This window comes from Streptococcus oralis, from assembly GCF_001578705.1.
Classification (GTDB): Bacteria; Bacillota; Bacilli; order Lactobacillales; family Streptococcaceae; genus Streptococcus; species Streptococcus oralis_J.
Genome location: NZ_KQ969037.1, coordinates 810,926 through 826,943, shown reverse-complemented (window position 1 = coordinate 826,943; position 16,018 = coordinate 810,926). Strand labels below are relative to the sequence as shown.

The following is a 16,018-nucleotide window of genomic DNA, read 5'->3' as shown; positions in this document are numbered from 1 at the left end:
TATGATAGTTGGACACGGAATTGACATCGAAGAATTGGCTTCGATAGAAAACGCAATTACACGACGTGAGGGCTTTGCTAAGCGCGTGCTGACTGCTAAAGAGATGGAACGCTTTACCAGTCTCAAAGGGCGCAGGCAGATCGAATACTTGGCAGGCCGCTGGTCGGCTAAGGAGGCTTTTTCCAAGGCTATGGGTACAGGAATTGGCAAGCTGACTTTTCAGGATTTGGAAGTCCTGAGCAATGAACGCGGGGCTCCCTATTTTAGTCAGTCACCATTTTCAGGAAAGATTTGGCTGTCTATTAGCCATACAGATCAGTTTGTGACAGCCAGTGTCATTTTGGAGGAAAATCATGAAAACTAGTCCGCATAGACCAACTAAGGCTCTGATATATCTGGAAGCCATTCGACAAAATATACAACAAATGGGGGCTCATATCCCTGAAGGGACGCTCAAGTGGGCAGTGGTCAAGGCCAATGCCTATGGTCATGGGGCTGTTGCCGTTACAACGGCAATCCAGGATGATGTTGATGGATTTTGCGTTTCGAATATTGATGAAGCCATTGAACTCAGACAGGCTGGGGTCAGCAAGCGAATCCTTATTTTAGGAGTTTCTGATCTAGAAGCTATTGACCTTGCTAAAGAATACGACATCACCTTGACTGTGGCTGGGTTGGAGTGGGTTCAAGCGCTGTTAGATAAGGAAGCAGATTTAACTGGATTGACAGTCCACCTCAAGATTGACTCAGGAATGGGACGGATTGGTTTTAGAGAGGCCAGTGAGGCTGATCTGGCTCAAGACTTGCTCCAACAACACGGTGCTCGTGTTGAAGGGATTTTTACCCACTTTGCGACTGCAGATGAAGAATCAGATGCCTATTTTAATGAGCAGTTAGAACGCTTTAAAGCTATTTTGGCAAGTATGAAGGAAGTCCCAGAACTGGTTCATGCCAGCAACTCTGCAACGACTCTCTGGCATGCAGAGACTATTTTTAACGCCGTTCGTATGGGAGATTCCATGTATGGTCTTAATCCAAGTGGAGAGGTCTTGGACTTGCCTTATGCCTTGACACCAGCCTTGAGTTTGGAATCTGCCCTGGTTCATGTCAAGACAGTTCCAGCTGGAGCTTGCATGGGCTATGGAGCCACCTATCAGGCGGATAGTGAGCAAGTCATTGCGACCGTGCCAATCGGCTATGCGGATGGTTGGACACGAGATATGCAAAATTTCGCTGTTTTGGTAGATGGGCAAGTTTGTCCAATCGTCGGACGGGTTTCTATGGACCAAATCACCATTCGTCTGCCTAAGGTATACCCGCTCGGAACAAAGGTAACCTTGATTGGTTCCAATGGGGACAAGGAAATCACAGCAACTCAGGTAGCGACCTACCGTGGAACCATTAATTATGAGGTGGTTTGTCTCCTCAGCGATCGCATTCCGAGAGAATATCATTAACCTAAAGAAAGGAGTGGAGCATGAATCTACATCAACCCTTGCATGTCTTGCCTGGTGTGGGACCAAAGTCAGCAGAGAAATACGCTAAACTAGGAATTGAAAACTTGCAAGACCTCTTGCTCTACTTTCCTTTCCGTTATGAAGATTTTAAGACCAAGCAGGTCTTAGATCTGGAAGATGGCGAAAAGGCTGTTCTTTCTGGTCAGGTAGTAACTCCTGCCAGTGTCCAGTATTATGGTTTTAAGCGTAATCGCTTGCGTTTTAGCCTCAAGCAGGGAGAAGTCGTTTTTGCGGTGAATTTCTTTAACCAACCCTATCTAGCTGATAAGATAGAGTTGGGAGCAACCCTTGCTGTCTTTGGGAAATGGGACCGTGCCAAGGCCAGTCTGACTGGGATGAAGGTTCTGGCTCAGGTGGAAGATGACCTCCAGCCTGTCTATCGTCTGGCTCAGGGAATCAGTCAGGCCAGTCTGGTCAAAGTCATCAAGACGGCCTTTGATCAGGGACTGGACCTCTTGATAGAGGAAAATCTTCCCCAGTCTTTGCTGGACAAATACAAACTCATGTCTCGTTGTCAGGCAGTCCGCGCCATGCATTTTCCTAAGGACTTGGCAGAATACAAGCAGGCGCTTCGCCGTATCAAGTTTGAGGAACTCTTTTATTTTCAAATGCAGTTACAGACGCTCAAGTCTGAAAATAGAGTTCAGGGAAGCGGTTTGATTCTGAATTGGTCTCAGGAAAAAGTGATGGCTGTCAAAGAAAATCTGCCTTTTGCCCTGACCCAAGCTCAGGAAAAGAGTTTGCAGGAAATTTTGGCTGACATGAAGTCTGACCATCACATGAATCGTCTCCTACAAGGAGATGTGGGGAGCGGGAAAACAGTGGTCGCTGGCTTGGCCATGTTTGCGTCGGTGACGGCTGGTTACCAAGCTGCTCTCATGGTACCAACAGAAATCCTAGCAGAGCAACACTTTGAGAGTTTGAGGAGTATTTTTCCGGATTTGAAATTGGCTCTTTTGACAGGTTCCTTGAAAGCTGCAGAAAAAAGAGAAGTCTTGGAGATCATTGCCAAGGGTAAGGCTGATTTGATTATCGGAACCCACGCTCTGATACAAGATGGGGTGGATTATGCTCGCCTTGGTTTGATTATCATCGATGAGCAGCATCGTTTTGGTGTGGGACAAAGGCGTATTTTACGGGAAAAAGGGGACAATCCTGACGTTCTCATGATGACGGCGACGCCCATTCCACGAACCTTGGCTATCACAGCCTTTGGTGATATGGATGTTTCCATTATCGACCAGATGCCAGCAGGACGAAAACCTATTGTGACACGCTGGATCAAGCATGAGCAATTGCCTCAGGTCTTGACTTGGTTAGAGGGAGAAATTCAAAAAGGTTCGCAAGCCTACGTCATCTCTCCCCTGATAGAGGAATCTGAAGCTCTGGATTTGAAAAATGCCATTGCCTTATCAGAAGAGTTGACAGCTCATTTTGCAGGCAAGGCCGAAGTAGCTCTTTTACACGGTAAGATGAAGAGTGACGAAAAAGACCAGATTATGCAGGAGTTCAAAGAGAGAAAGACAGATATTCTGGTTTCGACGACAGTTATTGAGGTTGGGGTTAATGTCCCCAATGCGACCGTCATGATTATCATGGATGCCGATCGCTTCGGTCTCAGCCAACTTCACCAGCTCAGAGGTCGAGTTGGTCGGGGAGACAAGCAGTCCTATGCTGTTCTCGTTGCCAATCCCAAGACTGAGTCAGGGAAGGACCGCATGCGCATCATGACAGAAACGACCAATGGATTTGTTCTTGCTGAGGAGGATTTGAAAATGCGCGGTTCTGGTGAGATTTTTGGAACCAGACAGTCAGGACTCCCAGAGTTCCAAGTGGCTGATATTATCGAAGATTTTCCGATTTTAGAAGAAGCCAGAAAGGTTGCCAGCTACATTAGTTCTATAGAAGGCTGGCAAGAGGATCCAGAATGGCGGATGATTGCTCTCCATCTAGAAAAGAAAGAACATCTAGATTAATACTCTTCGAAAATCAAATTCAAACCACGTCAACGTCGCCTTGCCGTAGATATATGTAACTGACTTCGTCAGTCTTATCTACAACCTCAAAGCAGTGCTTTGAGCAACCCACGGCTAGTTTCCTAGTTTGCTCTTTGATTTTCATTGAGTATAAGTTTTCTCTAAGGAAAACTTAAGCTAGCTTTTAGGTTTGGGTCTTATACTAGAGTCATCAAAAAGAAACGAGGACTCTCACATGACTATTAAAGTGACCTACCAAAAGAAATTCCAAACCGTCAAACTAGAGAAAGGAGCTAGCACCTATTGATACACAAAGAGCGGAAACGCTCTTTTTATTTTAAAAACTACTTTTAGATGATAGGTTTGAGGAAAGAGAATCTAAATTCACTTTCTGTTTACCGTTCATTCTTGCATTGCCTTCCTAGATATGCTACAGTTATGATAGCGATTACAAAACTAAAGGAGCATGCTATGAAAAATCCAGCTTTGTTAGAAGAAATCAAGACCTATCTAGGACGGGATGAGATTCCAGTAGACTTTGATGCTTTCTGGGATGAAGAAGTCAAAAAAGTTTCATCTCTTCCAGCCTACCAGTTGGAGGAAAGGGATTTTCATATTCCTCAAGTCAAGTGTTATGAACTGACCTTTGAAGGAACTAATGAAGGCAAGGTCTATGCACGAATCGTCCTTCCAAAAAGTGAAGGGAAAGTTCCAATAATTTTCCATTTCCATGGTTATATGGGACGTGGCTGGGACTGGGCTGATATGTTGGCCTATACTGTGTCTGGTTACGGTGTTGTTTCCATGGATGTGCGAGGCCAGTCGGGCTATTCGCAAGACGGCTTGCGCTCTCCACTAGGAAATACGGTGAAGGGGCATATCATCCGTGGTGCTGTGGAAGGTCGGGAGCATCTCTTTTATAAGGAGGTTTATCTGGATATTTACCAGTTGATCGAAATTATTGCCAGTCTGCCTCAGGTAGATGAGAAAAGACTTTCTAGCTATGGTGCCTCACAAGGAGGGGCTTTAGCTTTGGTTGCAACAGCGCTCAATCCTCGGATTCAGAAAACAGTTGCCATCTATCCCTTCCTGTCAGACTTTAGACGAGTGCTTGAGATTGGCAATACCAGTGAAGCCTATGACGAACTTTTCCGTTATTTCAAGTTTCACGATCCCTTCCATGAAACAGAGGAAGAAATCATGGCGACCCTTGCCTATATTGATGTGAAAAATCTTGCCCATCGTATCAAGGGTGAGGTCAAGATGATTACGAGCTTGGATGACGATGTTTGCTATCCTATTACCCAGTTTGCAATTTACAACCGTCTAACTTGCGACAAGGGCTATCGCATCATGCCTGAGTATGTTCACGAAGCCATGAAGATCTTTGTCAATGACTAAGCCTACAACAGGCTCTGTGGTAGTGAGATTCCTTTTAAGTACGTAAGATAATGAATGAGAGAGCTCGCGAGCTCTCTTTTTATATCAAAATCCTGAAAGTACTTTCTATAAAATTACAATATTAAAATAGTTTTAAAAGTAGAATCTATTCTATATCAATTTAGCTATGAAGTTCAAAGTTTATTGTATAATGAGGGAAAGACATTATGCGAAAGGAGGAAACTTTCCGCTGTTTGGTCAGAGAGTAAGAGCAGTGGACGTTTGAAGAATGGGAGGTCTCATTCAGTCGGTTATTTTCTTTTCACTTGTTTAGTTGGAGGAACTAAAAATTTTAAGAAAAAAAGAAAGCGCTTTATTTTTGTGAAAAATGAAAGGACAAACATGAATTATAAATCTTCACATCGGAAACAGCGATATGGCATTAGAAAATTTGCAGTTGGGACAGCTTCTGTACTAATTGGCACAGTTGTATTTGGAGTTTCGCCAGTTTTAGCCCAAGAACAGGGAAATGTAGTGGCGCCAAGTACTGAAAATGTGGAAAAAGGCAAAGACCAATCATCAGAAGAGGTACCCAAAGAAGCCGCGGTAGCAAATGCATCTGATGCTGATAAGAACGCTGTTGGGACTGAACTAGATCAAGATAAGCTCAAGAAGCAGGTAGAAGAAAAGATAGTAAATGCAACGGAAACAGCCCTAAAGGAAGAAGAAAAATCAACAGACTCGAATGCTATTCCTCGTGATTATTATTCAAGGGATTTGCAGAATGCCACTCCAGTCCTAGAAAAAGAAGATGTTGAAACTAATGCTTCAAATGGTCAGAGAGTTGATCTTTCAAGCGAATTAGAAAAGCTAAAGAAACTTGAAAACGCAACAGTCCACATGGAGTTTAAGCCAGATGCCAAAGCTCCAGCATTCTACAATCTCTTTTCTGTGTCAAGTGCTACTAAAAAAGATGAGTACTTCACTATGTCAGTCTACAATCAAGTAGCCTTGATTGAGGGGCGCGGTGCCAAAGGGGAACAGTTCTATGATAAGTATACGGATGCTCCTTTACAAGTACGCCCTGGACAATGGAATTCAGTGACTTTCACAGTTGAAAAACCGACAGCAGAATTACCAAATGGGCGAGTGCGCCTCTACGTGAACGGGGTATTATCTCGAACAAGTCTGAAATCAGGCAACTTCATCAAAGATATGCCAGATGTAACGCATGCTCAAATTGGAGCAACCAAGCGTGCCAGCAATACAGTTTGGGGATCCAATCTACAAGTTCGAAACCTAACCGTCTATAATCGTGCCTTAAGCCCAGAAGAAGTTCAGACGAGAAGTCAACTATTTGAAAGAGGTGATTTGGAGAAGAAACTTCCTGAGGGTGCGAAAATCTCAGAGAAAGAAGACGTCTTTGAAGGCGGAATGAACAACCAACCAAATAAAGATGGCATCAAGAGTTATCGTATTCCAGCTCTTCTCAAGACAGATAAAGGAACTCTCATTGCAGGTGCAGATGAACGCCGTCTTCATTCGAGTGACTGGGGCGACATCGGTATGGTCATAAGACGTAGTGAAGATAATGGTAAAACTTGGGGGGATCGAGTAACTATTACTAACTTACGTGACAACCCAAAAGCCTCTGATCCATCGATCGGTTCACCGGTGAATATTGATATGGTGTTGGTTCAAGATCCTGAAACCAAACGAATCTTTTCCATCTATGACATGTTCCCAGAAGGAAAAGGAATCTTTGGTATGTCTTCGCAAAAAGAAGAAGCCTACAAAGAAATCAATGGCAAAACCTATCAAATCCTCTATCGTGAAGGAGAAAAGGAAGCTTATACCATTCGAGAAAATGGTACTGTCTACACACCAGATGGCAAGGCAACGGACTACCGCGTTGTTGTAGATCCTGTCAAACCGGCCTATAGCGATAAGGGTGATCTATACAAGGGTGACCAGCTACTAGGCAATATTTACTTCACAACAAACAAAACGTCTCCATTTAGAATTGCCAAGGATAGCTACCTATGGATGTCTTATAGTGATGATGACGGGAAGACCTGGTCAGCGCCTCAAGATATTACTCCGATGGTCAAAGCCGATTGGATGAAATTCTTGGGTGTAGGGCCTGGAGTGGGATAACCCTTCGTACTGGACCGCATAAAGGTCGAATCGTAGTTCCAGTCTATACGACCAACCGAGCTAACCACCTCAATGGTTCCCAATCATCTCGAATCATCTACTCAGACGATCATGGTAAAACATGGCATATGGGTGGTGGTGTCAATGACAATCGTAAACTTTATGATGGTACCGTGGTTGATTCAAGCACCATGAACAATTATTATGCTCAAAATACCGAGGCTTCAGTTGTTCAGTTAAACAATGGAGATCTCAAACTCTTTATGCGTGGATTGACAGGAGATCTACAGGTTGCAACCAGTCATGACGGTGGTCTCACTTGGGATAATCATGTTGATCGCTACGATGTACCAGATGTTTATGTTCAAATGGCTGCGACTCATACGGTTCAAAATGGTAAAGAGTATATTCTCTTGGCAAATGCGAACGGTCCAGGTCGTAAAAATGGTTATATTCGAGTGGCTCGTGTAGAAGAAGATGGCCAGTTGACTTGGTTACACCACCATTTGATTCAAGAAGGTGAGTATGCTTATAACTCACTCCAACAGATCGGGCCAGATGAATTTGGGCTTTTATATGAACACCATGCTCCTGGAGGTGTTCCATATACACTCTCCTTCAAGAAATTCAACTGGGATTTCTTGGCCAAGGATTGGATTTCTCCTAAGGAAGCAAAAGTGAAATACGCGATTGAAAAATGGCCAGGCATCCTTGCTATGGAGTTTGATTCGGAAGTATTGGTCAACAAGGCACCAACCCTTCAATTGGCAAATGGTAAAACAGCACGTTTCATGACCCAGTATGACACAAAAACTCTCCTATTTACAGTAGATTCAGAGGATATGGGTCAAAAAGTTACAGGTCTGGCAGAAGGTGCTATTGAAAGTATGCATAATTTACCAGTCTCTGTAGCGGGCACTAAGCTTTCGAATGGAATGAATGGAAGTGAAGCCGCTGTTCATGAAGTTCCAGAATTCACAGGCGGTGTAAATGGTGAAGAGGCAGCTGTTCATGAAATTCCAGAGTATACAGGTCCATTAGGTACAGCAGGTGAGGAACCAGCACCAACAGTTGAAAAACCAGAATTTACAGGTGGGGTTAATGCTGTTGAGGCCGCAGTCCATGAAGTACCAGAGTATAAAGGTGGTGTCAATGGCGCTGAGGCAGCTGTACATGAAATCGCAGAATACAAGGAAATTGATTCACTTGTAACTCTTACTAAAAAAGAAGATTACACTTACAAAGCTCCTCTTGCCCAGCAGACACTTCCTGAAACAGGGAACAAGGAGAGTGAACTCCTAGCCTCACTAGGACTAACAGCTTTCTTCCTTGGCTTGTTTGCAATGGGGAAAAGGAGAGAACAATAAGAGAAGAATTCTAATCATTTGGCTTTGTAAAAATAGAAGGAGATAGCAGGTTTTTCAGCCTACTATCTTTTTCTTTCGACTCAAGATGTGCTAATAAGGAATTCTAAGAGGCCTGAAACTACTTTCAGGAACAGCTGTTCTATAAAATAGTTTTGAAACTGAAATCTATTCTACCACAAGCTATTGAAAGCGCTTAATAAATGATATATAATAAGCCTATAAGAACAAGAAAGGGAGGAAAGAGGATGCCACAGATCAGCAAAGAAGCCTTGATTGAACAAATCAAAGATGGAATCATTGTCTCTTGCCAGGCACTTCCTCACGAACCGCTTTATACAGAAGCGGGAGGAGTCATTCCCTTGCTAGTCAAAGCGGCTGAGCAAGGAGGAGCAGTTGGTATCCGAGCAAACAGTGTTCGCGATATCAAGGAGATCAAGGAGGTTACAAAACTCCCGATTATCGGGATTATCAAACGTGACTACCCGCCACAGGAGCCATTTATTACAGCTACTATGAAAGAAGTTGATGAACTGGCTGAACTAGATATTGAGGTCATTGCTCTGGATTGTACCAAACGTGAACGTTACGATGGTTTGGAAATCCAAGACTTTATCCGACAAGTCAAAGAAAAATATCCGCATCAACTCTTGATGGCTGATACCAGTACATTTGAAGAAGGAATTGCAGCAGTTGAAGCAGGTGTTGATTTTGTTGGAACAACCCTATCAGGTTATACCTCTTACAGTCCGAAAGTAGATGGTCCAGACTTTGAACTGATCAAAAAACTGTGTGAAGCGGGGGTGGATGTCATCGCTGAAGGGAAAATTCATACACCAGAACAAGCCAAACAAATCCTTGAATATGGGGTGCGAGGTATCGTTGTTGGTGGAGCTATTACTAGACCAAAAGAGATTACGGAACGCTTTGTTGCCGGTCTTAAATAATACAATCTCAAAACAGAGGAGAGTGGTCGATGCGTCGAATGAAATGAAAACGTATACAAATAGAAGGTTACTCACTATCCAATATGGACACGCTTAACAATTAGGAGAATACAAATGAAATTTAGAAAACTAGCTTGTACAGTACTTGCGAGTGCTGCGATTCTTGGTCTTGCTGCTTGTGGTAATTCTGGTGGAAGTAAAGATGCTGGAAGTTCTAGTAGCGATAGCGGAAAAACAGAAATCACTTGGTGGGCATTCCCAGTCTTTACACAAGAAAAAACGGGTGACGGTGTTGGAACTTATGAAAAATCAATCATCGAAGCTTTCGAAAAAGCAAATCCAGATGTAAAAGTGAAATTGGAAACCATCGACTTCAAGTCAGGTCCTGAAAAAATCACAACAGCCATCGAAGCAGGAACAGCGCCAGACGTACTCTTTGACGCACCAGGACGGATTATCCAATACGGTAAAAATGGTAAATTGGCTGAGTTGAACGACCTCTTCACAGACGAATTCGTCAAAGATGTGAACAACGAAAACATCGTACAAGCAAGTAAGGCTGGAGATAAAGCTTACATGTATCCAATCAGTTCAGCTCCATTCTACATGGCCATGAACAAGAAAATGTTGGAAGATGCTGGCGTTGCAAACCTTGTCAAAGAAGGTTGGACAACTGATGACTTTGAAAAAGTTTTGAAAGCGCTTAAAGATAAAGGATATACACCAGGTTCATTGTTCAGTTCTGGTCAAGGGGGAGACCAAGGAACACGTGCCTTCATCGCAAACCTTTATGGCGGTTCTGTAACAGACAAAGACGTAACCAAATATACAACCGACGATCCTAAATTCGTCAAAGGTCTTGAAAAAGCTGCTAGCTGGATCAAGGACGGTTTATTGAACAATGGTTCACAATTTGATGGTGGGGCAGATATCCAAAACTTTGCGAACGGTCAAACTTCATACACAATCCTTTGGGCACCAGCTCAAAACGGTATCCAAGCGAAACTCTTGGAAGCAAGTAAGGTAGAAGTGGTAGAAGTACCATTCCCATCAGACTCTGGTAAACCAGCTCTTGAATACCTTGTAAACGGATTTGCAGTATTTAACAACAAAGATGACAAGAAAGTTGCAGCAGCTAAGAAGTTCATCCAATTCATCGCAGATGACAAAGAATGGGGTCCTAAAGACGTAGTTCGTACAGGTGCCTTCCCAGTTCGTACTTCATTTGGCAAACTTTATGATGACAAACGTATGGAAACAATCAGTAGCTGGACTAAATACTACTCACCATACTACAACACTATTGATGGATTTGCTGAAATGAGAACACTTTGGTTCCCAATGTTGCAATCTGTATCAAATGGTGACGAAAAACCAGCGGATGCTTTGAAAGCCTTCACTGAAAAAGCTAACGAAACAATCAAAAAAGCTACAAAACAATAAGCACTAAGTCAGATTGATTCCCCCTTTTCCCTGAGCACTACGGTGTAAGAAAAGGGGGACTTTTGTTTGAAATGGTAGGAACTGTCACGAAATTAAAATGAAGTTCTTACATAAGCAAATCTTAAAAAATTTCATTTTGATTTTAAAACAGTTCAAAAAAATCAAAAACTATTCTATTTGAAAGAGAGGTGCCGACTGTGAAAGTCAATAAAATTCGTATGCGGGAAACAGTGATTTCCTATGCTTTCCTAGCACCAGTATTATTCTTCTTTGTGATCTTTGTCTTGGCTCCTATGATTATGGGATTCATTACAAGCTTCTTTAACTACTCCATGACCAGTTTTGAGTTTGTGGGATTGGACAACTACATTCGCATGTTTAAAGACCCTGTCTTTACCAAGTCTTTGATCAATACCGTTATTCTGGTTATTGGATCAGTACCGATTGTGGTTCTCTTCTCGCTCTTTGTAGCATCTCAAACCTATCATCAAAATGCCATTGCCCGTTCTTTCTATCGTTTCGTCTTCTTCCTTCCTGTAGTTACAGGTAGTGTTGCCGTAACGGTTGTATGGAAATGGATCTATGACCCTCTATCAGGGATTCTAAACTTTGTCCTTAAGTCAAGCCACATCATCAGCCAAAACATTTCTTGGCTGGGTGACAAAAACTGGGCTTTGCTAGCGATTATGATTATCCTTTTGACAACATCTGTTGGTCAACCGATTATCCTTTATATCGCTGCTATGGGGAATATTGATAACTCACTTGTTGAAGCGGCGCGTGTTGACGGTGCGACTGAATTTCAAGTCTTCTGGAAGATCAAATGGCCTAGCCTTCTTCCAACAACTCTTTACATCGCGATTATTACAACCATCAACTCTTTCCAATGTTTCGCCTTGATTCAGTTGTTGACTTCTGGTGGTCCAAACTATTCAACAAGTACCTTGATGTACTACCTTTACGAAAAAGCCTTCCAATTGACAGAATACGGCTATGCAAATACCATCGGTGTATTCTTGGCAGTGATGATTGCCATTGTCAGCTTTGCTCAATTCAAGATCCTCGGAAACGACGTAGAATACTAAAGAAAGGAGACAGTTATGCAACCTACACAAAAGAAACCCTTAACAGCTTTCACTGTTATTTCAACGATTATCTTGCTCTTGTTGACCGTACTGTTCATCTTTCCATTCTACTGGATCTTGACAGGGGCCTTCAAATCACAGCCTGATACCATTATGATTCCGCCACAATGGTTCCCTAAAATGCCAACCATGGAAAACTTCCAACAACTCATGGTGCAAAACCCTGCTATGCAGTGGATGTGGAACTCAGTATTTATCTCACTAGTAACCATGTTCCTAGTCTGTGCAACCTCATCTCTAGCAGGATATGTCTTGGCTAAAAAACGTTTCTATGGTCAACGCATCCTCTTTGCAGTCTTTATCGCTGCCATGGCTCTTCCAAAACAAGTTGTCCTTGTACCATTGGTACGTATCGTCAACTTCATGGGAATTCACGATACACTTTGGGCAGTTATCTTGCCTTTGATCGGATGGCCATTCGGGGTATTCCTTATGAAACAATTCAGTGAAAATATCCCAACAGAATTGCTTGAATCAGCTAAAATCGACGGTTGTGGTGAGATCCGTACCTTCTGGAGCGTAGCCTTCCCTATCGTGAAACCAGGATTTGCAGCTCTTGCGATCTTTACCTTCATCAATACTTGGAATGACTACTTTATGCAGTTGGTTATGTTGACTTCACGTCAAAACTTGACTATCTCACTCGGGGTTGCGACCATGCAGGCCGAAATGGCGACCAACTATGGCTTGATCATGGCGGGTGCAGCCCTTGCAGCAGTGCCAATCGTAACCGTCTTCCTTGTCTTCCAAAAATCCTTCACTCAGGGTATCACTATGGGAGCTGTTAAGGGATAAGAAAAATAAACTAGTATATCAAGGTTACGGAAGTGGTCTTGACATGCTATGGAAATAGAGAGTTATAAGTGTCTACAAAATGTTGGGTATTTTCTTGCCTTAGAGATTTTGTCAGACACTTATAAACTTAATCTATGATTTTAGTTAACTATCAGAAACGAAGGAAACAGTATGATTTTTGACGATTTAAAAAATATCACCTTTTACAAAGGGATTCATCCCAATTTAGATAAGGCTATCGACTATCTCCACCAGCACCGTAAGGATTCTTTCGAACTCGGTAAGTATGAGATTGACGGGGACAAGGTCTTTCTAGTTGTGCAGGAAAATGTCCTCAATCAAGCTGAAAATGATCAATTTGAGCATCATAAGAACTATGCAGATTTGCATTTGCTGGTAGAAGGGCATGAATATTCGAGCTACGGTTCACGTATCAAAGACGAGGCGGTAGCATTCGATGAAGCGAGCGACATTGGTTTTGTCCATTGTCATGAACGCTACCCACTATTGTTGGGCTATCACAATTTTGCGATTTTCTTCCCAGGAGAACCGCACCAGCCAAATGGCTATGCAGGTATGGAAGAGAAGGTTCGCAAATATCTCTTTAAAATTTTGATTGATTAAAAGAATCAGGAGGAGCAAACATGGCACAAAAAGGAGTAAGCCTTATCAAGGCAGCATTTGATACAGACAATTTTCTCATGCGTTTCAGTGAGAAGGTTTTGGATATCGTGACAGCCAATCTTCTTTTTGTCGTCTCTTGTTTGCCCATCGTGACGATTGGAGTGGCAAAAATCAGCCTCTACCAAACCGTGTTTGAGATTAAGAGAAGCAGGCGAGTACCTGTTTTCAGAACCTATCTGAGAGCTTTCAAGCAAAATTTGAAACTGGGGCTTCAGTTGGGTTTGCTAGAGTTGGGTATTGTTTTGCTGAGTCTTTTAGACCTCTATCTCTTCTGGGGACAGACAGCTTTGCCTTTCCAGCTTGTGAAAGCAATTTGTTTGGGGATTCTCATCTTCCTCACTCTGGTGATGCTGGCTAGCTATCCCATCGCTGCGCGCTATGATTTGTCTTGGAAAGAAGTGCTGCAAAAAGGGCTTATCTTGGCAAGTTTTAACTTTCCATGGTTCTTCCTCATGTTAGCCATTCTCTTCCTCATAGTGATGGTTCTTTATCTATCCGCCTTCACTCTCCTTTTGGGTGGATCGGCCTTTATCCTCTTTGGTTTTGGTTTGCTAGTCTTTCTCCAAACAGGATTGATGGAGAAAATATTCGCCAAATACCAGTAGGATGGCTTGTTTCTGAAACTACTTTCAATCGTTACAGTTTCTAAAATACAAGTAGAAACTAAAATCTAAGTGTATACAAGATATTGAAAGCGATTTTCACAAGGTGTATACTAAACTTGTAAAAAATAGAACTGCTCTCAGCAGAAAAAAAGAAATCTTAGGAGAAAATCTATGTCAGATTTGAAAAAATACGAAGGTGTCATTCCAGCCTTCTACGCATGTTATGATGATCAAGGAGAAGTTAGTCCAGAGCGTACGCGTGCCTTGGTTCAATACTTCATTGATAAGGGTGTTCAAGGTCTCTATGTCAATGGTTCTTCTGGTGAATGTATCTACCAAAGTGTAGAGGACCGCAAGTTGATTTTGGAAGAAGTCATGGCAGTTGCCAAAGGGAAATTGACCATCATCGCTCACGTAGCTTGCAACAATACCAAAGATAGTATGGAGCTTGCTCGCCACGCGGAAAGCTTGGGTGTAGATGCCATTGCAACAATTCCACCGATTTACTTCCGCTTGCCAGAATACTCAGTTGCCAAATACTGGAATGACATTAGTGCTGCAGCACCAAACACAGACTATGTTATTTACAACATTCCTCAGTTAGCAGGTGTTGCTTTGACTCCAAGTCTCTATACTGAAATGTTGAAGAATCCACGTGTTATCGGTGTTAAGAACTCTTCTATGCCAGTTCAAGATATTCAAACCTTTGTCAGCCTTGGTGGAGAAGACCACATCGTCTTTAATGGTCCAGATGAACAGTTCCTAGGTGGCCGTCTCATGGGTGCCAAAGCTGGTATTGGTGGTACTTATGGCGCTATGCCAGAACTCTTCTTGAAACTCAATCAGTTGATTGCTGAGAAAGACTTGGAAACAGCGCGTGAATTGCAATACGCTATCAACGCAATCATTGGCAAACTCACTTCTGCTCATGGAAATATGTACGGTGTCATCAAAGAAGTCTTGAAGATCAATGAAGGCTTTAACATTGGATCAGTTCGTTCACCATTGACACCAGTGACTGAAGAAGATCGTCCAGTTGTAGAAGCAGCTGCAGCCTTGATTCGTGAAACCAAGGAGCGCTTCCTCTAAATCCATAAGGAGGTATTTATGACACACTATGTTACAATTGATATTGGTGGAACCAACATCAAATATGGTTTGATTGACCAAGAAGGCCAACTGGTTGAATCGCATGAAATGCCAACTGAGGCGCAAAAGGGTGGACCCCATATTTTACAAAAGACAAAAGATATCGTTTCCAGCTATTTAGAAAAAGGCCCAGTAGCAGGTGTTGCCATTTCTTCAGCGGGAATGGTCGATCCTGACAAAGGTGAGATTTTCTATGCTGGACCGCAAATCCCTAACTATGCAGGAACCCAGTTCAAGAAGGAAATTGAGACGAGCTTTGCGATTCCTTGTGAAATTGAAAATGACGTCAACTGTGCAGGTCTTGCTGAGGCAGTATCTGGTTCAGGAAAGGGAGCGAGTGTGACACTTTGCTTGACCATTGGAACAGGTATCGGTGGTTGCTTGATTATGGATGGGAAGGTTTTCCATGGATTTAGCAATTCGGCCTGCGAAGTCGGTTACATGCACATGCAGGATGGAGCTTTTCAGGATCTTGCTTCTACGACAGCCTTGGTTGAGTATGTAGCAACAGCTCATGGAGATTCAGTTGATCAGTGGAATGGCCGACGCATTTTCAAGGAAGCCACTGAAGGAAATAAAATCTGTATGGCAGGTATTGACCGTATGGTAGACTATCTAGGAAAAGGTCTGGCAAATATTTGCTATGTGGCCAATCCAGAAGTGGTCATTCTCGGTGGCGGTATCATGGGGCAAGAGGCTATCCTCAAGCCTAAGATCCGCGCAGCCTTGAAGGCGGCCTTGGTACCAAGCTTAGCTGAAAAAACACGATTAGAATTTGCCCATCACCAAAATACAGCAGGGATGTTGGGAGCCTATTATCATTTCAAAACAAAACAATCCTAGTTTGGAATTAGAG

14 protein-coding genes are annotated in these 16,018 nt (G+C 42.8%); all 14 read left to right on the top strand.

Translation table 11 applies throughout. The annotated features are described in order from the left end of the window. Position 1 precedes the first annotated feature (1 nt). On the top strand, positions 2-364 hold the full coding sequence (gene acpS / locus SORDD05_RS04155) for a holo-ACP synthase (protein WP_061417205.1): 363 nt from the start codon (positions 2-4) through the stop codon (positions 362-364). Next, positions 354-1,457 (top strand): alanine racemase, encoded by a 1,104-nt coding sequence (gene alr / locus SORDD05_RS04150; protein ID WP_061417204.1) that lies wholly within the window; start codon positions 354-356, stop codon positions 1,455-1,457. Before acpS ends, alr begins: the two co-directional genes overlap by 11 nt. 20 nt (positions 1,458-1,477) lie before the next feature. Then, complete coding sequence (recG, locus tag SORDD05_RS04145) at positions 1,478-3,493, top strand: ATP-dependent DNA helicase RecG (protein ID WP_061417203.1); 2,016 nt, start codon at positions 1,478-1,480, stop codon at positions 3,491-3,493. Positions 3,494-3,964: 471 nt separating this feature from the next. Beyond that, on the top strand, positions 3,965-4,894 hold the full coding sequence (locus SORDD05_RS04140; protein WP_061417202.1) for an acetylxylan esterase: 930 nt from the start codon (positions 3,965-3,967) through the stop codon (positions 4,892-4,894). Between the two features lie 381 nt (positions 4,895-5,275). Continuing rightward, positions 5,276-7,030, top strand: a complete 1,755-nt coding sequence (locus SORDD05_RS10390; RefSeq protein ID WP_419579799.1) for a sialidase domain-containing protein — start codon at positions 5,276-5,278, stop codon at positions 7,028-7,030. After that, positions 6,991-8,397: an SIALI-17 repeat-containing surface protein gene (locus SORDD05_RS10385; protein ID WP_419579798.1), complete on the top strand. Its 1,407-nt coding sequence runs from the start codon at positions 6,991-6,993 to the stop codon at positions 8,395-8,397. Before SORDD05_RS10390 ends, SORDD05_RS10385 begins: the two co-directional genes overlap by 40 nt. Before the next feature lie 245 nt (positions 8,398-8,642). Further along, positions 8,643-9,341 (top strand): N-acetylmannosamine-6-phosphate 2-epimerase, encoded by a 699-nt coding sequence (locus SORDD05_RS04130; protein WP_061417201.1) that lies wholly within the window; start codon positions 8,643-8,645, stop codon positions 9,339-9,341. 114 nt (positions 9,342-9,455) lie between these two features. After that, positions 9,456-10,784 (top strand): ABC transporter substrate-binding protein, encoded by a 1,329-nt coding sequence (locus SORDD05_RS04125; RefSeq protein ID WP_061417200.1) that lies wholly within the window; start codon positions 9,456-9,458, stop codon positions 10,782-10,784. A gap of 218 nt (positions 10,785-11,002) precedes the next feature. Then, positions 11,003-11,869: a carbohydrate ABC transporter permease gene (locus SORDD05_RS04120; protein WP_001209417.1), complete on the top strand. Its 867-nt coding sequence runs from the start codon at positions 11,003-11,005 to the stop codon at positions 11,867-11,869. 15 nt (positions 11,870-11,884) lie between these two features. Continuing rightward, positions 11,885-12,724, top strand: coding sequence for a carbohydrate ABC transporter permease (locus tag SORDD05_RS04115; RefSeq protein WP_001183243.1), 840 nt, complete (start codon positions 11,885-11,887; stop codon positions 12,722-12,724). Positions 12,725-12,895: 171 nt separating this feature from the next. After that, the gene (locus SORDD05_RS04110) at positions 12,896-13,348 is read left to right on the top strand and encodes a NanQ anomerase/TabA/YiaL family protein (RefSeq protein ID WP_061417199.1); all 453 of its coding nucleotides are present in this window, start codon (positions 12,896-12,898) and stop codon (positions 13,346-13,348) included. Positions 13,349-13,368: 20 nt separating this feature from the next. Further along, the gene (locus SORDD05_RS04105) at positions 13,369-14,013 is read left to right on the top strand and encodes a DUF624 domain-containing protein (RefSeq protein WP_061417198.1); all 645 of its coding nucleotides are present in this window, start codon (positions 13,369-13,371) and stop codon (positions 14,011-14,013) included. Positions 14,014-14,184: 171 nt separating this feature from the next. Beyond that, the gene (locus SORDD05_RS04100) at positions 14,185-15,102 is read left to right on the top strand and encodes a dihydrodipicolinate synthase family protein (protein WP_061417197.1); all 918 of its coding nucleotides are present in this window, start codon (positions 14,185-14,187) and stop codon (positions 15,100-15,102) included. Positions 15,103-15,120: 18 nt separating this feature from the next. Continuing rightward, a complete protein-coding gene (locus tag SORDD05_RS04095) occupies positions 15,121-16,005 on the top strand; it encodes an ROK family protein (protein WP_061417196.1) in 885 nt (294 codons plus the stop codon). Positions 16,006-16,018 lie beyond the last annotated feature (13 nt).

Excerpts from the sequence above, each read along its gene's own strand:
- acpS (WP_061417205.1), top strand. The coding sequence starts at position 2 with ATGATAGTTGGACACGGAATTGACATCGAAGAATTGGCTTCGATAGAA.
- alr (WP_061417204.1), top strand. The coding sequence starts at position 354 with ATGAAAACTAGTCCGCATAGACCAACTAAGGCTCTGATATATCTGGAA.
- recG (WP_061417203.1), top strand. The coding sequence starts at position 1,478 with ATGAATCTACATCAACCCTTGCATGTCTTGCCTGGTGTGGGACCAAAG.
- SORDD05_RS04140 (WP_061417202.1), top strand. The coding sequence starts at position 3,965 with ATGAAAAATCCAGCTTTGTTAGAAGAAATCAAGACCTATCTAGGACGG.
- SORDD05_RS10390 (WP_419579799.1), top strand. The coding sequence starts at position 5,276 with ATGAATTATAAATCTTCACATCGGAAACAGCGATATGGCATTAGAAAA.
- SORDD05_RS04130 (WP_061417201.1), top strand. The coding sequence starts at position 8,643 with ATGCCACAGATCAGCAAAGAAGCCTTGATTGAACAAATCAAAGATGGA.
- SORDD05_RS04125 (WP_061417200.1), top strand. The coding sequence starts at position 9,456 with ATGAAATTTAGAAAACTAGCTTGTACAGTACTTGCGAGTGCTGCGATT.
- SORDD05_RS04120 (WP_001209417.1), top strand. The coding sequence starts at position 11,003 with ATGCGGGAAACAGTGATTTCCTATGCTTTCCTAGCACCAGTATTATTC.
- SORDD05_RS04115 (WP_001183243.1), top strand. The coding sequence starts at position 11,885 with ATGCAACCTACACAAAAGAAACCCTTAACAGCTTTCACTGTTATTTCA.
- SORDD05_RS04110 (WP_061417199.1), top strand. The coding sequence starts at position 12,896 with ATGATTTTTGACGATTTAAAAAATATCACCTTTTACAAAGGGATTCAT.
- SORDD05_RS04105 (WP_061417198.1), top strand. The coding sequence starts at position 13,369 with ATGGCACAAAAAGGAGTAAGCCTTATCAAGGCAGCATTTGATACAGAC.
- SORDD05_RS04100 (WP_061417197.1), top strand. The coding sequence starts at position 14,185 with ATGTCAGATTTGAAAAAATACGAAGGTGTCATTCCAGCCTTCTACGCA.
- SORDD05_RS04095 (WP_061417196.1), top strand. The coding sequence starts at position 15,121 with ATGACACACTATGTTACAATTGATATTGGTGGAACCAACATCAAATAT.